General features: G+C 70.6%; 17 protein-coding genes and 1 tRNA gene. 3 read left to right on the top strand and 15 right to left on the bottom strand.

The features are described 5' to 3' along the window. Positions 1-9: 9 nt before the first annotated feature. Both prpC and prpB read right to left on the bottom strand, forming a co-directional pair. Entirely contained in the window at positions 10-1170 is a 1161-nt protein-coding gene (prpC, locus tag P6166_RS05915; RefSeq protein ID WP_277763558.1) for a 2-methylcitrate synthase, read from the bottom strand. A 56-nt stretch (positions 1171-1226) separates the two neighbouring features. Next, entirely contained in the window at positions 1227-2114 is an 888-nt protein-coding gene (gene prpB, locus P6166_RS05910; protein WP_277763557.1) for a methylisocitrate lyase, read from the bottom strand. A 116-nt stretch (positions 2115-2230) separates the two neighbouring features. On the opposite strand from prpB, the gene P6166_RS05905 reads away from it, so the two are divergent. The 3 genes from P6166_RS05905 (at position 2231) to P6166_RS05895 (ending at position 4745) form a co-directional block, all read left to right on the top strand. After that, a complete protein-coding gene (locus tag P6166_RS05905) occupies positions 2231-3469 on the top strand; it encodes a citrate synthase family protein (protein WP_277763556.1) in 1239 nt (412 codons plus the stop codon). A 59-nt stretch (positions 3470-3528) separates the two neighbouring features. Continuing rightward, positions 3529-3894 (top strand): hypothetical protein, encoded by a 366-nt coding sequence (locus P6166_RS05900; protein ID WP_277763555.1) that lies wholly within the window; start codon positions 3529-3531, stop codon positions 3892-3894. Between the two features lie 131 nt (positions 3895-4025). Further along, positions 4026-4745 (top strand): CHAD domain-containing protein, encoded by a 720-nt coding sequence (locus P6166_RS05895; RefSeq protein WP_277763554.1) that lies wholly within the window; start codon positions 4026-4028, stop codon positions 4743-4745. Positions 4746-4839: 94 nt separating this feature from the next. Here the strand turns inward: P6166_RS05895 and P6166_RS05890 are convergent, their stop codons facing one another. The 13 genes from P6166_RS05890 to P6166_RS05830 form a co-directional block, all read right to left on the bottom strand. Further along, positions 4840-5184, bottom strand: coding sequence for a hypothetical protein (locus P6166_RS05890; protein WP_277763553.1), 345 nt, complete (start codon positions 5182-5184; stop codon positions 4840-4842). Between the two features lie 124 nt (positions 5185-5308). After that, a tRNA-Val gene (locus tag P6166_RS05885) sits at positions 5309-5383 on the bottom strand. 64 nt (positions 5384-5447) lie between these two features. Beyond that, entirely contained in the window at positions 5448-5801 is a 354-nt protein-coding gene (locus tag P6166_RS05880; RefSeq protein ID WP_057642661.1) for a PilZ domain-containing protein, read from the bottom strand. Further along, on the bottom strand, positions 5798-6763 hold the full coding sequence (locus P6166_RS05875) for a DNA polymerase III subunit delta' (RefSeq protein ID WP_277763552.1): 966 nt from the start codon (positions 6761-6763) through the stop codon (positions 5798-5800). The genes P6166_RS05880 and P6166_RS05875 overlap by 4 nt, the downstream gene beginning before the upstream one ends. After that, entirely contained in the window at positions 6760-7425 is a 666-nt protein-coding gene (gene tmk / locus P6166_RS05870; RefSeq protein ID WP_277763551.1) for a dTMP kinase, read from the bottom strand. Before tmk ends, P6166_RS05875 begins: the two co-directional genes overlap by 4 nt. After that, positions 7422-8501 carry an endolytic transglycosylase MltG gene (mltG, locus tag P6166_RS05865; protein WP_277763550.1) on the bottom strand — a complete coding sequence of 360 codons (1080 nt, stop codon included), beginning with the start codon at positions 8499-8501 and terminating at the stop codon, positions 7422-7424. The genes tmk and mltG overlap by 4 nt, the downstream gene beginning before the upstream one ends. A 55-nt stretch (positions 8502-8556) precedes the next feature. Next, positions 8557-9918 carry an aminodeoxychorismate synthase component I gene (locus tag P6166_RS05860; protein ID WP_277763549.1) on the bottom strand — a complete coding sequence of 454 codons (1362 nt, stop codon included), beginning with the start codon at positions 9916-9918 and terminating at the stop codon, positions 8557-8559. Between the two features lie 98 nt (positions 9919-10016). Beyond that, positions 10017-11252: a beta-ketoacyl-ACP synthase II gene (fabF, locus tag P6166_RS05855; RefSeq protein WP_277763548.1), complete on the bottom strand. Its 1236-nt coding sequence runs from the start codon at positions 11250-11252 to the stop codon at positions 10017-10019. Between the two features lie 218 nt (positions 11253-11470). Next, a complete protein-coding gene (gene acpP, locus P6166_RS05850; protein ID WP_046981398.1) occupies positions 11471-11710 on the bottom strand; it encodes an acyl carrier protein in 240 nt (79 codons plus the stop codon). Positions 11711-11862: 152 nt separating this feature from the next. Continuing rightward, entirely contained in the window at positions 11863-12606 is a 744-nt protein-coding gene (fabG, locus tag P6166_RS05845; protein ID WP_277763547.1) for a 3-oxoacyl-ACP reductase FabG, read from the bottom strand. An 85-nt stretch (positions 12607-12691) separates the two neighbouring features. Next, positions 12692-13636, bottom strand: coding sequence for an ACP S-malonyltransferase (gene fabD, locus P6166_RS05840; protein WP_277763546.1), 945 nt, complete (start codon positions 13634-13636; stop codon positions 12692-12694). Positions 13637-13782: 146 nt separating this feature from the next. Then, positions 13783-14562 (bottom strand): serine/threonine protein phosphatase, encoded by a 780-nt coding sequence (locus P6166_RS05835; RefSeq protein WP_277763545.1) that lies wholly within the window; start codon positions 14560-14562, stop codon positions 13783-13785. Positions 14563-14633: 71 nt separating this feature from the next. Further along, complete coding sequence (locus tag P6166_RS05830) at positions 14634-15608, bottom strand: beta-ketoacyl-ACP synthase III (RefSeq protein ID WP_277763544.1); 975 nt, start codon at positions 15606-15608, stop codon at positions 14634-14636. Positions 15609-15631 lie beyond the last annotated feature (23 nt).

Here is a 15631-nt window from a genome sequence, read left to right as displayed (position 1 = left end):
GCCGGCGGATCAGGCGCGCTGGTCCAGCGGCACGAACTCGCGGTCTTCCGGCCCGGTGTAGTTCGCCGAGGGGCGGATGATCTTGCCGTCGATGCGCTGCTCGATGACGTGCGCGCTCCAGCCGGCGGTGCGCGCGATGACGAACAGCGGGGTGAACATCGCCGTCGGCACGCCCATCATGTGGTAGCTCACCGCGCTGAACCAGTCCAGGTTGGGGAACATCTTCTTGATGTCCCACATCACCGTTTCCAGGCGCTCGGCGATGTCGTACATCTTGGTGTGCCGCTCCTCCTCGGAAAGCTGGCGCGCCACGTCCTTGATCACCTTGTTGCGCGGATCGGACACGGTATACACCGGATGGCCGAAGCCGATCACCACTTCCTTGCGTTCGACGCGCGCCTTGATGTCTTCCTCGGCCTCGTCCGGGGTTTCGTAGCGCTTCTGCACTTCGAAGGCCACTTCATTGGCACCACCGTGCTTGGGCCCGCGCAGCGCGCCGATGCCGCCGGCGATGCAGCTGTACATGTCGCTGCCCGTACCGGCGATGACGCGGCAGGTGAAGGTGGAGGCGTTGAACTCGTGCTCGGCGTAGAGGATCAGGCTGGTGTGCATCGCCTGCACCCACGAATCGCGTGGCTTCTCGCCATGCAGCAGGTGCAGGAAGTGGCCGCCGATGGAGTCATCGTCGGTCTCCACGTCGATGCGCACGCCGTTGTGGCTGAAGTGGTACCAGTACAGCAGCATCGAGCCCAGGCAGGCCATCAGCTTGTCGGCGATGTCGCGCGCGCCGGGGTGGTTGTGGTCGTCCTTCTCCGGCTGCACGCAGCCGAGCACGGACACGCCGGTGCGCATCACGTCCATCGGGTGGGCCGAGGGCGGCAGCGTTTCCAGCGCGTCCTGCACCGCGGCGGGAATGCCGCGCAGCGCCTTGAGCTTGCGCTTGTAGAAAGCCAGCTCGGCGCGGTTGGGCAGCTTGCCGTGCACCAGCAGGTAGGCGATTTCCTCGAATTCGCTGGTGTTGGCCAGGTCCAGGATGTCGTAGCCGCGGTAATGCAGGTCGTTGCCGCTGCGGCCGACGGTGCACAGCGCGGTGTTGCCGGCGGCGGTGCCGGACAGGGCGACGGACTTCTTCGGCTTGAAGCCGGGGGTGGGGGTGGCTTGCTCGGACATGTCGGTACTCCCGGGAATGCGTGCTTGCGGAATGAGGGAAACGGCGGGCGCGGCGCTCAGCCGGCCTTGCCGCTGAACAGCGCGTCCAGGCGCTGCTCGAAAGCGTGGTAGCCGATGCGCTCGTACAGCTCCTCGCGCGTCTGCATGGTGTCGACCACGTTGCGCTGGTGGCCGTCGCGGCGGATGGCGGCATAGACGTTCTCGGCGGCCTTGTTGGCGGCGCGGAACGCGGACAGCGGGAACAGCTGGATCGCCACGCCGGCCGAGGCCAGTTCATCGCGGCTGAAAAGCGGGGTTTTGCCGAACTCGGTGATGTTGGCCAGCACCGGCACCTTCACCGCGTCCACGAACTTGCGGTAGGTCTCCAGGTCGTAGGCGGCCTCGGCGAAGATGCCATCGGCGCCGGCTTCCACGCAGGCGATGGCGCGCTCGATGGCCGCGTCCACGCCGTCCACCTGGATGGCGTCGGTGCGCGCGATCAGGAAGAAATCCGCATCGGTCTTGGCGTCGGCGGCGGCCTTCACCCGGTCGACCATCTCGTCCTTGGAGACAATTTCCTTGCCGGGGCGATGGCCGCAGCGCTTGGCGCCGACCTGGTCCTCGATGTGGCAGGCGGCCGCGCCGGCCTTGATCAGCGACTTGATGGTGCGCTCGATGTTGAACGCGCTGGGGCCAAAGCCCGTGTCGATATCCACCAGCAGCGGCAGGTCGCATACGTCGGTGATGCGGCGCACGTCGATGAGCACGTCTTCCAGCGTGTTGATGCCCAGGTCCGGCAGGCCCAGCGAACCGGCCGCGACGCCGCCGCCGGAGAGGTAGATCGCCCGGTAGCCGGCGCGCTGGGCCAGCAGCGCGTGGTTGGCGTTGAGGGCGCCGATGACCTGCAGCGGGGACTCGGCGGCCAGGGCGGCGCGGAAGCGGGCGCCGGCGGAAGAAACGCTCATGGAGGAACTCCTGGTGACGGGCGGCGGCCCCGGGCGGGACCGTTTCGCGATGGCGTGCAATCTGGCACCATCGGTCCGGTTGATCAATCTTGATTCAATAAATCAACCTGTCGCCCATGCCTGCCAACGAGAACGAACTGGTCACCGCCGCCGAGGCCTGCCGCCTGCTCGGCATCAGCACCGCCACGCTCTACGCCTACGTGAGCCGCGGGCTGCTGAGTTCGCGCCCGGGGCCGGACCACCGCAGCCGCGTGTACCTGCGCGCGGAGGTCGAGCGGCTGGCCCAGCGCAAGCGGGCCGGCCGCGGCGCGGCGCGCGGGGCGGCGCAAAGCCTGGACCGCGGCCTGCCGGTGCTGGAAACGCGCATCTCGCTGATCCGGCCCGACTCGCCCTACTACCGCGGGCAGTCGGCGGTGGCGGCGGTACGCGCCGGCGCCACGCTGGAGGACATCGCGCGGCTGCTGTGGGACTGCGGCGAGCAGGACCCGTTCGCCGCGCCGTTCGCCACCGCGTGGCCCGCGCGCGTGGAAAGCACCGCGACGGATGCCGCGCTGCCGCCCATCGAGCGCGCGCTGGCGTGCATTCCGCTGCTCGCGCTGGAAGTGCGCCAGGCGTTCAACCCGGCGCTGCCGGTGCGCCGCGAGATCGCCGCCACGTTGCTGCGCCACAACGCCGCGCTGCTGGTGGCGCGCGCACCGGACGCGCGCCCCGTGCACGAGCTGCTGGCCGATACGTGGTGCCCGGGCGATGCGGCGTTCGCCGACCTGGTCCGCGCCGCGCTGGTGCTGTGCGCCGACCATGAACTCAACGTCTCCGCGTTCGCCGCGCGCGTGGTGGCTTCCACCGGCGCGCACCTGCACGCCACGGTCTGCGCGGGCCTCTCGGCGTTGTCCGGGCCGCGCCATGGCGGCGCGACGATGCGCGCCTATGCCTTGCTGCGCGACGCATTGGACAGCGGGGACCCGGCCGGCTTCATTGCCGACCGCTGGCAGCGCGGCGAAGACCTGCCCGGCTTCGGCCACGTGCTGTATCCGCAGGGCGACCCGCGCGGCGCCGAAGTGCTGCGCATGCTGCGCGAACGGCGCGGCGATGCGCCGGCGATGGCGCATGTCGAAACGGTGATCGCCGCCGCGGAGGAAGCCAGCGGCCAGCATCCGAACATCGACGGCCTGCTCGCCGCCCTGTGTTTCGTGCATGACCTGCCTGCCGCGCCGGCACTGGTGCTGTTCGCCGCCGGCCGCCTGGCCGGCTGGCTGGCGCACGCGCAGGAGCAGCAGGCCCTGGGCACGCTGATCCGGCCGCGCGCGCGCTATACCGGGCTGCCGCCGGGTGGCGCGGAGGACGGCGCGGGCTGAGGTTTGCTGGCTTCCGGGGCGCCGCTTAAGCTGCGCCGTTCGTTGCCCTGCGCCTGCCCATGTTTGCCTCGCCCGCCCTTCCGCTGGACACCTTGCTGCCGTGGGTATTCGCCACCTGGGCCCTGTGCGGGCTGGGCGCGTTCGTGTTCTTCCGGCGCAGCCGCAGCCCGCGGCACAAGCGCACGCTGTGGAAGGTGCTGGTCGTCGCCGGCAATGCGGCGTTTCTGGCCGTGGTGTGGCTGGCGGGCGCGCCGGACTATCTGGTCGCGCTGGCCGCGGGGGTGGCGGTGATCGGCACGCGCCGCAGCATCGCGATGACGCGCTTTTGCGCGGCCTGCGGCGGCGACCATTTCCCGATGCACGGCCCACCACCGGCGACCTGCCGCCGCTGTGGCGCCGCGTATCCGCCGGCCGGCGCACGCTGAGCCCGCCGCCCGCCGCGTTCACCCGGCCGGAGTAGGATCGGCCTTCCCTCCCCAGGCGCGCGATCCCGATGCCCAGGCATTCGTCCGGTCAGGCCCTAGGCGCGCTGGTCCATGCCGAATGCCGCGCCATCGTGCGCGCGCTGCTCGGCAAGAAGGCGCTGCACACGCGCGTGCATGAGGCGCGCAAAGCGATCCGCCGCGCGCGGGCGTTGCTCGCGCTGGCGGAGGATGGCGAGGCACCGTTCGACGTGGGGCCGGCGGACCGCATCCTGCAGCGCGTGGGCGATGGCCTGTCGCGGCTGCGCGATGCGCATGCCGCCCTCGAGACGGCGCGCGAAGTGGGCAAGCAAACCTCACCCAAGCCCTGGCGGCCGGTGGTGGAGGCATTGCGCGAACGCTCGGCCGTGCTGGTGGCACAGGAACTGCAGCAGGACCCCGGCTTCATGCGCCGTGCGGCGACGGTGGAAGGCGCGCAGCACTATCTCGATCAACTGCCGTGGGCGGAGCTGACAGGCAAGCAGATACGAGAGGGATTGCAGCGCCAGCGCCAGCGCGTGGAGCGCGCGGCGCGGCGCGCGGGCAAGCATCCGGATGCGGAGCACCTGCATCGCTGGCGACGCAAGGTGCGGCGGTTGCGCATGCAGGTGGAAGCGATGCCGAAGATCCGCGGCGGCGGTGCGAAGACGCCGGGCGCGCCGAAGTCGAAGGCGCTGCACAAGCTCAGCGATGCGCTGGGGCGCGAGCAGGATTTGCATGTGCTGGATCGGCTGTTGCGCAGGTTGCCCGACATCCCCCACCGCGCGGCATTGCGGACGGAACTGCAAGCCCTGCGGGAGGCGGCAACGGCATGAGGAAGCGGATGGGCGCGATGCGGAAGGTGCACGCGCGCAGCTGAAGCTGCTGCTGCACCCACTGCGGCGCAATCGCGCGCGCGAAGCGCGCGCTTTACCGCCGGCGCGCGCGTCGCCAGCCGCGCCCCAGCACCGCGATACCGAATGCGGCCACGCCGAGCGACAGCGCGTACAGCAGCAGGATCTCGTCCCAGAACACCCACGGCGAGCGCGCCGCGCTGGCCTCCAGGCCGCCCAGCGCGCGCGTGCGGTAATGCACCACGCCGGCGGAAACATCGCCGATGACCACCCATGCGCCCACCGCGCCGACCAGCAGGCAGGCCACGCCGGTGCCCACCGGCATGTTGCGCAGGCGCGGATGGAACAGGCGAAGGAACAACAGGCCCAGCAACAGGGCCAACGGCGGGAAGGCGAACCCCAACAACGTGGCAGGATTCATGGATCGTCCTTGCGCGATGCGCGGATGCGGTGGAACCACGGGCGAACGATGGCATGGCCTGCCGCCCTCCCGGTGGCCGGCCACGAAAAAGCCGGCCCTCGGGCCGGCTCTTCTTTCGCGACGATGGTGGGCGGTGCAGGGATCGAACCTGCGACCCTTGCCGTGTGAAGGCAATGCTCTACCGCTGAGCTAACCGCCCGATGTCGCGAGCCGCCCATTATAGGCGGTCGCGCAAAGGCGTCAAGGCATCGTGACGCGTTCGATCACATCGTATGCGTGGGCTTGTCCGAACTCAGCAGGCCCGCCAGCAGCGTCTCGATACGGTTGCGCACCGCCTCGCCCTCCGGGCCGTCGGCCAACTGCACGCCGATGCCCGCCGCGCGGTTGCCCTGCGCACCGGCCGGCGTGGCCCAGATCACCTTGCCGGCGACCGGCAGGCGCTCGCTGGATTCGGGCAGGGTCAGCAGCAGGAAGACCTCGTCGCCGAGGAAATAGCGCTTCGGGGTCGGGACGAAGATGCCGCCGTTCTTCACGAATGGCATGTAGGCGCTGTACAGCGCCGCTTTGTCCTTCACCGCCAGGGACAGGATGCCCTGGCGCGCGTTCGTTGCACTCATCGTGTATCCCCTTTACGTACTGGGCGATCCCCATCGCGCCAGGCAAGCAACAGTTCCGCCACCGCCAGGTCCGCGCGCACCGTGGTGCGCAGCAGGTCGCGGGTGCGATTGGCGGCGTCGAACCAGACGGCCAGCTTGTGCAATCGCGCCGGCTCGGTCAAGCCACCGGAAGCCTGCGCGAGCACGAGGTCGGCGGCATGGCGCAGGCGGGCGTCGGCGTGTTCGTCGCCGGTCCAGCGCGTGGCCAGTTCCACCGCGCCTGCGCGGCCGGCGGCGAGTTGTTCGAGATCGGCGGCCACTTGCCGGCGCAGCGCCAGGCCGTCGTCGCGCAACCACTGCGCGGCTAGGCCGGGGTGGCCGCGCGCGGCATCGAGCGCTTCCTGCGCGGCGGTCGCGGCAAAACCCTGCGCATGCAGCCAGTCCAGCGCTTCCTGCCGCGGCGGCAACTTCAGCTCCAGGCGCTGGCAGCGGCTGCGGATCGTCGCCGGCAGGCGCGCCGGCTCGGCGCTGAGCAGCCACAGGTAGCGGCCGGGCGCCGGTTCCTCCAACGTCTTCAGCAGCGCGTTGCAGGCGGCGCGGTTGATGGCGTCGGCCGGGTCGATGATCACCACCTGCGCCACGCCGTATTGCGGGGTGAGCGCCAGCTTCTGCGAGACCTCGCGGATCTGCTCGATGATGATCTCGGTGCGCAGCTTGTCGCCGGTGCGGTTGGGAATGAACGAGACGACATGCAGGTCCGGATGCGTGCCGGCGGCGATCAGCTGCGCGCTGCGCGCGCGCGCGGCTGCGTCCGGCCCCTGCCCCAGCACATGGGTGGCCAGGCGCATCGCCAGCGCGTGCTTGCCCAACCCGGCCGGGCCGCAGATCAGCAGGCCATGCCCCAGGCGGCCGGCATCGAGCGCGGCCACCGTCTGGTCGTAGGCACGCTGCTGCCAGGGCCCGAAGCTCGCCTCGCCGCTCATGCCTCGGTATCCCCGATGAACACCGCCACGGCGCGCGCGACTTCCGCGGCCACGCCCATCGGCGGCTGCTGGGCGTCGATCACCTTGATGCGCTCCGGACACGCCTGCGCGCGGGCGCGGAAACCGGCGCGCACGCGTTCGAAGAAGTCGTCGTGCTCGCGCTCGATGCGGTCCGGCCACAGGTCGCGGCCGGCGGTGCGCGCGCGGCCGACGCCGATGTCCAGGTCCAGCAGCAAGGTCAGGCCCGGTTGCAGGCCGACCACGCGCCGCTCCAGGTCGGCGATCCACGCCGCGTCCAGGCCGCGGCCTTCACCCTGGTAGGCGTAGCTGGAATCGGTGAAGCGGTCGCTGACCACGAACGCGCCGCGCTGCAGCGCCGGGCGGATCACCTCGCGCACGTGCTGCGCGCGCGCGGCGAACACCAGCAGCAGTTCGGCCTCCGCGGCCAGCGGTTCGCTCACCGGCAAGGCCGGCGTGTGGTTGAGCACCATCTCGCGGATGCGCTCGGCCAGCGGCGTGCCGCCCGGCTCGCGCGTGAGCACGACCTCGTGGCCGTGCGCCTGCAGGCAATCGCGAATGGCGCCGATCGCGGTGCTCTTGCCCGCGCCCTCGCCGCCCTCCAGGCTGATGAAGCGCGGATGCTGCAGCAGCGCCGGGCTCATGGCGGGGTCACCGGCGGCTCGGCCTGCGACGCGCGGCGGCGCTGCAGGTAGCGCGCGACGGCCGCGGTATGGCCGGCATAGTCGTCGGAAAACACGTGCGCGCCGGTGCCGTCGCCCACGGCGACGAAGTACAGCGCGCTGCCCGGCGCCGGCCGCACGGCGGCATCGAGCGCGGCGCGGCCGGGCATGGCGATCGGCGTGGGCGTCAGGCCGGTGCGGGTATAGGTGTTGTAGGGCGTGTCGGTGTCCAGGTCGCGGCGGCGGATGTTGCCGTCGTAGCTGCTGCCCAGGCCATAGATGACCGTCGGGTCAGTCTGCAGCTTCATGCCCAGCTTCAGGCGGCGCGCGAACACGCCGGCGATCTGCGGCCGCTCGGCGGCCAGGGCGGTTTCCTTCTCGATGATCGAGGCCAGGATCAGCGCCTCGTCGGCGCTGCGCAGCGGCAGGTCATCGGCGCGGCGCGCCCAGGCCTCGGCCAGGGCGCTGTCCATGGCCTTGTGCGCGCGCGCCAGCACGTCCAGGTCGCTGTCGCCGCGCTGGTAGAGGTAGGTCTCGGGCAGGAAGCGGCCTTCCGGGTGCTGGCCGGGGAAGCCGAGCCGGGCCATCAGCGCGGCGTCGTCCAGGTCGGTGGTGACATGCTGCAGCGGCGTGGCGGCCTTGAGCGCGGCGCGCAGCTGGCGGATGTTCCAGCCTTCCACCACGGTAAAGCGGTACTGGATGACGCGGCCATCGCGCATGCGCGTCAGCAGCGTGCGCGGGCTCAGCGGCGGCTGCAGGGCGTACTCGCCCACCTTGATGTGGCCCGCCGCGCCAACCTGCCGCGCGAGCAGCAGCCAGTTGGCGTCATGGCCGGCGTCCACGCCGGCTTCGCGCAGCTTGCGCAGCACGCCGCGCACGGAATCGCCCGGCGCCACCACCACGCTCGGCGCGCGGGCGGCCAGCGGGGTATCGGCAAAACGCGCATGGTCCTGCCACAACCAGGCGGCGGCGCCCACGGCCAGCACGGCCAGCGCCAACAGCACCGCCAGTACGCTCAGACATCCACGTTTCGCCCCGGCCACGGCCACCTCGGTCATTCTTCTGCGTCGCGCAGGATACCGTGCGCGGCGCGATTCCCGAACCACGCCGCGATCACGACGCCGCGGCCGCGCCCAGGGCGCGCAGCAGCCCGCGGGCCTTGGCGCGGGTCTCGTCGAGCTCGCGCTCGGGCTGCGAGTCGACGACGATGCCGGCGCCGGTGCGCAGCCGCAGCGCGTGGCCGTGGATCTCGGCGGTGCGGATCAGGATATTGAGGTCCATGTCGCCGTCGCTGCCCAGCCAGCCGAACGCGCCGGTGTAGGCACCGCGGGCCTCGCCTTCCAGCTCGGCGATGATCTGCATGCAGCGCACCTTCGGGCAGCCGGTGATGGTGCCGCCCGGGAACACCGCGGCGATCACCTCGCCCGGCGTGACGCCCTCGCGCAGCAGGCCGCGCACGTTGCTGACGATGTGGTGGACATGGGCATAGCTCTCCACCGTCATCAGTTCGTCCACCTCCACCGTGCCGCCGCGGCACACGCGGCCGAGGTCGTTGCGTTCGAGGTCGATGAGCATGACGTGCTCGGCGCGCTCCTTCGGGTGGCCGACCAGTTCGCGGATGCGCGCGGCGTCATCGTCGCCGGCGAAGCGCGGGCGGGTGCCGGCGATCGGTCGGGTCTCCACCCGCTCGCCCTGCACGCTGACCAGCCGCTCGGGCGATGAACTGACCACGGCGCGGCCGGCAGCGACGAACAACCCGGCGAACGGCGCCGGATTGTGCTCGCGCAGGCGCTGGAACAGCGCGGCGGGCGTGGGCGCGGTGTCGAAGCCGGCTTGCCACGCGCGCGAGATGTTGGCCTGGAACACATCGCCGGCGCGCAGGTAGTCGAGCACGCGCTCGACGTTCGCGGTGAAGCGCGCCGGCTCGTCTTCGATCAGCGCGGCGGGCGGCTGCCACGCGGGCAGCGGTGGCAGCGCCGCCGCGGCGGCGAGGTCCGCCGCCAGCGCGTGGAGCAGCGCCTCGTGGCCGGGCTCGGCCACGGCGATGCAGCGGCCATCGCGGCGGTCGCGCAGGATCGCCGCCGGGCAGCGCAGCGCCACGGCCAGCGGCAGGCCGTCGGTCCGCATGGGCAGGTGCAGCACCGGCTCCACCTGCGCCGCCAGCTCGTAATCCAGCAGCAGCGCCCAGCCGCCGCCGAACGGCAGCGCCGGGTCCACGCGCGCGGGCAGGCGCGCTCGCGCCCACGCCACGTCGAGCAGCGCGAGGAAGTCGCCTTCCAGCGCGTGGCCATCCGCATCGCGGGTGACGCCGTCTGCGCCGAGCCGCAACTGTGCGCCTTCGGCGACCAGCAGCAGGTCCCAGCGCCCGTGCGCGGTGCCGTGGGCGGTGGATTCGAACAGGGCGGGATAGCGCGCCGGCGCCAGGCGGTGCAGGGCCAGCAGGTCGGTCTCGGCGGCCAGCGGCAGCGTCGGCATGTCAGGTCGCTCGGGACGGGCGGCGGGCCAGGGCCGCGCCGCCGGGAATCGGGCCGCACCCTCGGGTGCGGAAGGCGCGCCCCGGAGGGCGCGCGGGGTTACAGGCGGCGGAACACCAAGGTGCCGTTGGTGCCGCCAAAGCCGAAGCCGTTGGACATGGCCACGTCGATCTTCTTCTCGCGCGCCACGTTCGGCACGTAGTCCAGGTCGCAGCCCTCGCCGGGCTCGTCCAGGTTGATGGTCGGCGGGATGATGCCGGTGTGGATCGCCATCACCGAGAAGATCGCCTCCACGCCGCCGGCCGCGCCGAGCAGGTGGCCGGTCATCGACTTGGTCGAGCTGACCATCGCCTTGTAGGCGTGCTCGCCCAGCGCGCGCTTCATCGCCAGCGTTTCGGCGAGGTCGCCGAGCGGGGTCGAGGTGCCGTGCGCGTTGAGGTAGTCCACGTCTTCCGGATTGATCTTCGAATCGCGGATCGCGTTGAGCATGCTGCGCGCCGCGCCCTCGCCGTCCTCGCTGGGGGCGGTCATGTGGTAGGCGTCGGAGCTGGCGCCGAAGCCGATCAGCTCGGCATAGATGCGCGCGCCGCGGGCCTTGGCGTGTTCGTATTCCTCCAGCACCAGCACGCCGGCGCCGTCGCCCAGCACGAAGCCGTCGCGGTCCTTGTCCCACGGGCGCGAAGCCTTGGCCGGCTCGTCGTTGCGGGTGGACATGGCCTTCATCGAGCAGAAGCCGCCGATGGAGGTCGGCGAGGAGCCGCGCTCGGCGCCGCCGGCCAGCATCACGTCGGCATCGCCGTGCTGGATCATGCGCATCGCCGTGCCGATGGAATGGTTGGAGGTGGCGCAGGCCGAGACCGCCGAGAACGTCGGGCCCTTGATGCCCTTGATCAGGCTGACCTGGCCGGGAAGCATGTTGATGATGGTGCTGGGCACATAGAACGGCGAGATCTTGCGCGCGCCGCCCTCGTGGAACTTGATCGTCTGTTCCTCGATGCCGAACAGGCCACCGATGCCCGAACCGAGGATCGCGCCGATGCGTTCGGCATTGGCCTCGGTGACTTCCAGCCCGGCATCGTCCAAGGCCATGAAGGAGGCGCCGATGCCGTAGTGGATGAAGGTGTCCATCTTCTTCACGTCCTTGGCGGACGCGTAGAGCGTGGGATCGAAATCGCGGATTTCGCCGGCGATGCGGGTGGTGAACTGCTCGGCGGGAATATGGGTGATCGGGCCGATGCCGGAGCGACCATTGATGATCCCCTCCCAGCTGCTGGCCAGGTCATTGCCCAGCGGCGACACCATGCCCATGCCGGTCACGACAACACGACGACTCATTGTGGATCTCCTGCCCGATACCTTGCGGATTGACGCTGGCGATGACGGCGGCGACATCGCGCCGCCACAGGCGCGCACGCCACGGCGCGGCGCCTGCTGGGAAAACCGGGTGCCCGCCTGGGCGGCACCCTAAAACACGGGGCCGCTTGAGCGGCCCCATGTCGTGTGGAACGCAGGCGGTGCCAGCGGCGCCGCGCACGCGTTCCGGGATCGACGCATCAGCTCTTGACGTGAGCCTTGACGTAGTCGATCGCCTGCTGGACGGAGGTGATCTTCTCGGCCTCTTCGTCCGGAATCTCGCACTCGAACTCTTCTTCGAGCGCCATCACCAGCTCGACGGTGTCCAGCGAGTCCGCACCCAGGTCATCGACGAACGATGCGCTGTTGGTGACTTCCTCTTCCTTGACGCCAAGCTGTTCGACGACGATTTTCTTGACGCGTTCTTCGATGGTGCTCATTGGATATCGCTCCAGATGGAGTAGTGGTGGTTCAAAAAAACGCCATCGGGTGCGATGGCCGCGTTGGATAGTGTAGTGGAAACCGCCGGAGCATTCATTTCACTGCAAACCCCGGCGATTCAACCACTTAGCGCATCCCTGCGCCGCACGTCTCACGGCATGTACATGCCGCCGTTGACGTGCAGGGTCTCGCCGGTGATGTAGCTGGCCGAAGGACCGGCCAGGAACGCCACCGCGCGGGCGATGTCGGCCGGCTCGCCGAGACGGCCCAGCGCGATCTGGTCCAGCAGCGCGGTGCGCTGTTCTTCCGGCAGCGCGCGGGTCATGTCGGTGTCGATGAAGCCCGGCGCCACCACGTTCACCGTGACGCCGCGCGAGCCGATCTCCTTGGCCAGCGACTTGGAGAAACCGATGATGCCGGCCTTGGCCGCGGCGTAGTTGGCCTGCCCGGCGTTGCCGGTCACGCCGATCACCGAGGCGATGTTGATGATGCGGCCCTTGCGCGCCTTCATCATGCCGCGCATCACCGCCTTGCTGGTGCGGAACACGCTGCTCAGGTTGGTGTCGAGGATGGCTTGCCAGTCCTCGTCCTTCATGCGCATGAGCAGGTTGTCGCGGGTGATGCCGGCGTTGTTGACCAGGATCGACACCGGGCCGAATTCCTTGGCGATTCCCTCGATCAGCGCATCGATCGAGGCGGCGTCGGTCACGTTGAGTTCGCGGCCGTGGCCGCCGGCCGCGGCCAGGCGCTCGCCGATCGCCTGCGCGCCGGAGGCCGAGGTGGCGGTGCCGATCACCGTGGCGCCCTGGGCGGCCAGTTCGTCGGCGATGGCCGCGCCGATGCCGCGGCTGGCGCCGGTGACCAGCGCGATTTCTCCCTGCAGGGGCTTGCTCATCTGGACTTCCTCGTTGGAGGCAACAAAAGGGAATGGACGCCGAGGCGCCACGGCCGCGCGCGCGGACACGCGCGCACGTCGGGCATCACGCGGCCCAGTCGGCCAGCGCGGCCTCGAAGTCGGCCGGCGTCGCCAGCGGGCGGCCGTCCAGCGACTTGTCGATGCGCTTGACCAGGCCGGTCAGCACCTTGCCCGGGCCGCACTCGGCCACGCGGGTCACGCCGCGCGCGGCCAGCGCCTGCACGCAGGCGGTCCACTGCACCGGCAGGTAGAGCTGTTCGACCAGCGCCTGGCGGATCGCCGCCACGCCGTCGTGCACCTGGCCATCGACGTTCTGCACCACCGGCAGCTGCGGCGCGCGCCAGTCCAGCCCGGCCATGGCCTCGGCCAGCCGGTTGGCGGCCTCGCGCATCAGCGGGGTGTGCGAGGGCACGCTGACCGCCAGCTTCACCGCCTTGCGCACGCCGCGTTCGGCGAGCAGCGCGATGGCGCGGTCCACCGCCGCGGCGTCGCCGCCGATGACGATCTGGCCGGGGGAATTGAAGTTCGCCGGCACCACCACCTGGCTGCCGGCGGCCTGCACGCAGACCTCGGCGACCACGGCATCCTCGGCGCCGAGCACGGCGGCCATCGCGCCGACGCCCGCCGGCGCGGCGTCCTGCATCAGCTGGCCGCGCAGGCGCACCAGGTGGGCGCCGTCGCGCAGGCTCAGCGCGCCGGCGGCCACCAGCGCGGTGTACTCGCCCAGGCTGTGCCCGGCCAGCACCGCGGGCTGCGCGCCATGGCGCGCGTGCCACAGGCGCCACACCGCCACGCCACCGGCCAGCAGCGCCGGCTGGGTGTATTCGGTGCGGTTGAGCATTTCCTCGGGGCCGCCCTGGGAGAGCGCCCACAGGTCCACGCCGGCGCCTTCGGAGGCTTCGGCGAAGGTGTCGCGGATCTGCGGGTGCAGCTCGGCCAGTTCGGCAAGCATGCCGAGCGACTGCGAGCCCTGGCCCGGAAAGACGAAAGCGAGGGAATTTTCGGTCACGCGCGCGGAGGGGGTCTGCGAAAACGAGGGGCGATCATACGGGTGAAATCGCCCCAGCGTCTGTACTGGCGCGTATGCAAAGGTATGGACTTCCCGCCCCGGCTACCCGTCACGCGGGCCGCAGGCCGGACCCCGGGCGGCGTGGATCAGCTCAGCAAGCCGAGCATGTCCAGGTGCCCGTCGGAGAACCAGTCCACGCATACGAACGCGATGGCGAGCACGCTCAGCGTGGTGGCCGCATGGATGACCAGGATCGAATGCGCCAGCGCGCGTGCCGAGCGCCCCAGCCGCAGCACCCGGGCCATCGGCTGCAGGCGCCCAGTCACCGCGTGCGCGTGCTCGACCACCGGCGCGCCCTCCTCGCACATCGCCTCGGCGAGCATCTGCTGCAGTGCCGGCAGGCGCTGTTCGTAGTACTTGGCCACGCCGTAGCCGAACATCAGCCAGTCGCGGGCCTGGGCCTGCGCGAGGTCCATCACTTCGAGCGGGTCTTCCTCGAAGTCGATGAACCCGATCCGCTCGCCGTCGAAGGTCATGTTGCGCGGCAGCGGCTGGCCGAAATAGGCGCCGCGCGCATGGGAACCGGAGATCGCCGCCAAGGCATGACGCACCAGCGCGTCGCGGCCGGCGTCGTCGGCTTCGCGCAGGCAGCTGGCCAGCGAGCGGCCGTTGTCGCTGAGCACCAGCGCCGCGCGCCCGGTGCCCAGCACCTGCGGCACGTTCACCGCCTGCGCCCGCAGCTCGGCGATGCGCCGGGCCTCGATGTCGCGCGCGGCCTCGCCGCCGCGGTGCGGGGGCGGGCGCAGGGCCTGGAGGTGGAAAAGACGCGCGACGAAGCCCAGCGTACCCAGCGCCAGCGCACGGCCGCCTTCGCCGTACTGCTTCAGCCAGCCCCGCCGTCCGTCGATGACGATGGGTTCTGCCATGAAAAAACAACTCCGGTGGGGACGCGGAGGGGGGAACGACCGCGCAGGGGCGCCAAGCGCCCCTGCGGGAATCAATAGCGCAGCAGCGCCGAACCCCATGTGAAGCCGCCGCCGAACGCTTCCAGCAACAGCAGCTGGCCGCGCTGCACGCGGCCCGAGCGCACGGCGGTATCCAGCGCCAGCGGCACCGAGCCGGCCGACGTGTTGCCGTGCTTGTCCACCGTCACCACCACCTGGTCCATGGACATCTCCAGGCGCTTGGCGGTGGCTTCGATGATGCGCAGGTTGGCCTGGTGCGGAATCAGCCAATCCAGGTCGTGCTTGTCCAGGCCGTTGGCCTGCAGGGTCTCGTCCACGACCGAGTCCAGCGCCTTGACGGCGTACTTGAACACGTCGTTGCCCTTCATCAAGATCTTGCCGCCCTGCCCGTTCTCGCCGAAGCCGGTCGACACGCCGACCGGATCCCACAGCAGCTCCTTCTTGCTTCCGTCGGCATGCAGGTGGGTGCTGAGGATGCCCGTGTCCTCGTCGGCCTTGAGCACGACCGCGCCGGCGCCATCGCCGAACAGCACGCAGGTGGTGCGGTCGGTCCAGTCGACGATGCGGGTCAGGGTCTCGGCGCCGACGACCAGCACGGTGCGCGCGTCGCCGCAGCGGATGAACTTGTCGGCCACGCTCAGGGCGTAGATGAAGCCCGAGCAGGCGGCGTTGACGTCCATCGCGCCACAGCCGTTGGCGCCGATGCGCGCCTGCAGCAGGCAGGCGGTGGACGGGAAGATCAGGTCCGGCGTGGTGGTGCCGACGACGATCATGTCGATCTCGTCGGCGCTGACGCCGGCAGCCTCCATCGCGCGGGTGGCGGCGAAGTAGGCCAGGTCGGACGTGGTCTGGTCATCGGCGGCGATGTGCCGCTCGGTGATGCCGGTGCGCGTGCGGATCCACTCATCGCTGGTATCGACGAACTTGGCCAGATCGTCGTTGGTCAGCATCTTCTCGGGCAAATAGCTGCCCGTGCCCGCGATTCTGGAGTAGATCCGCTTGCTCATACCGTGTCCTGTTGCTTTGGGGC

The organism is Stenotrophomonas sp. HITSZ_GD (assembly GCF_029543105.1).
In the GTDB taxonomy this organism is placed as follows: domain Bacteria; phylum Pseudomonadota; class Gammaproteobacteria; order Xanthomonadales; family Xanthomonadaceae; genus Stenotrophomonas_A.
This window is presented reverse-complemented; position numbering and strand designations above follow the sequence as displayed.

Coding starts and splice junctions, on each gene's coding strand:
- P6166_RS05875 (WP_277763552.1), bottom strand. CDS start 6,763: ATGAGCGGCGAGGCGAGCTTCGGGCCCTGGCAGCAGCGTGCCTACGAC.
- P6166_RS05860 (WP_277763549.1), bottom strand. CDS start 9,918: ATGCCGACGCTGCCGCTGGCCGCCGAGACCGACCTGCTGGCCCTGCAC.
- P6166_RS05830 (WP_277763544.1), bottom strand. CDS start 15,608: ATGAGCAAGCGGATCTACTCCAGAATCGCGGGCACGGGCAGCTATTTG.
- prpB (WP_277763557.1), bottom strand. CDS start 2,114: ATGAGCGTTTCTTCCGCCGGCGCCCGCTTCCGCGCCGCCCTGGCCGCC.
- P6166_RS05900 (WP_277763555.1), top strand. CDS start 3,529: ATGTTTGCCTCGCCCGCCCTTCCGCTGGACACCTTGCTGCCGTGGGTA.
- acpP (WP_046981398.1), bottom strand. CDS start 11,710: ATGAGCACCATCGAAGAACGCGTCAAGAAAATCGTCGTCGAACAGCTT.
- mltG (WP_277763550.1), bottom strand. CDS start 8,501: ATGACCGAGGTGGCCGTGGCCGGGGCGAAACGTGGATGTCTGAGCGTA.
- P6166_RS05890 (WP_277763553.1), bottom strand. CDS start 5,184: ATGAATCCTGCCACGTTGTTGGGGTTCGCCTTCCCGCCGTTGGCCCTG.
- tmk (WP_277763551.1), bottom strand. CDS start 7,425: ATGAGCCCGGCGCTGCTGCAGCATCCGCGCTTCATCAGCCTGGAGGGC.
- P6166_RS05835 (WP_277763545.1), bottom strand. CDS start 14,562: ATGGCAGAACCCATCGTCATCGACGGACGGCGGGGCTGGCTGAAGCAG.
- P6166_RS05880 (WP_057642661.1), bottom strand. CDS start 5,801: ATGAGTGCAACGAACGCGCGCCAGGGCATCCTGTCCCTGGCGGTGAAG.
- fabG (WP_277763547.1), bottom strand. CDS start 12,606: ATGAGCAAGCCCCTGCAGGGAGAAATCGCGCTGGTCACCGGCGCCAGC.
- P6166_RS05905 (WP_277763556.1), top strand. CDS start 2,231: ATGCCTGCCAACGAGAACGAACTGGTCACCGCCGCCGAGGCCTGCCGC.
- fabF (WP_277763548.1), bottom strand. CDS start 11,252: ATGAGTCGTCGTGTTGTCGTGACCGGCATGGGCATGGTGTCGCCGCTG.
- prpC (WP_277763558.1), bottom strand. CDS start 1,170: ATGTCCGAGCAAGCCACCCCCACCCCCGGCTTCAAGCCGAAGAAGTCC.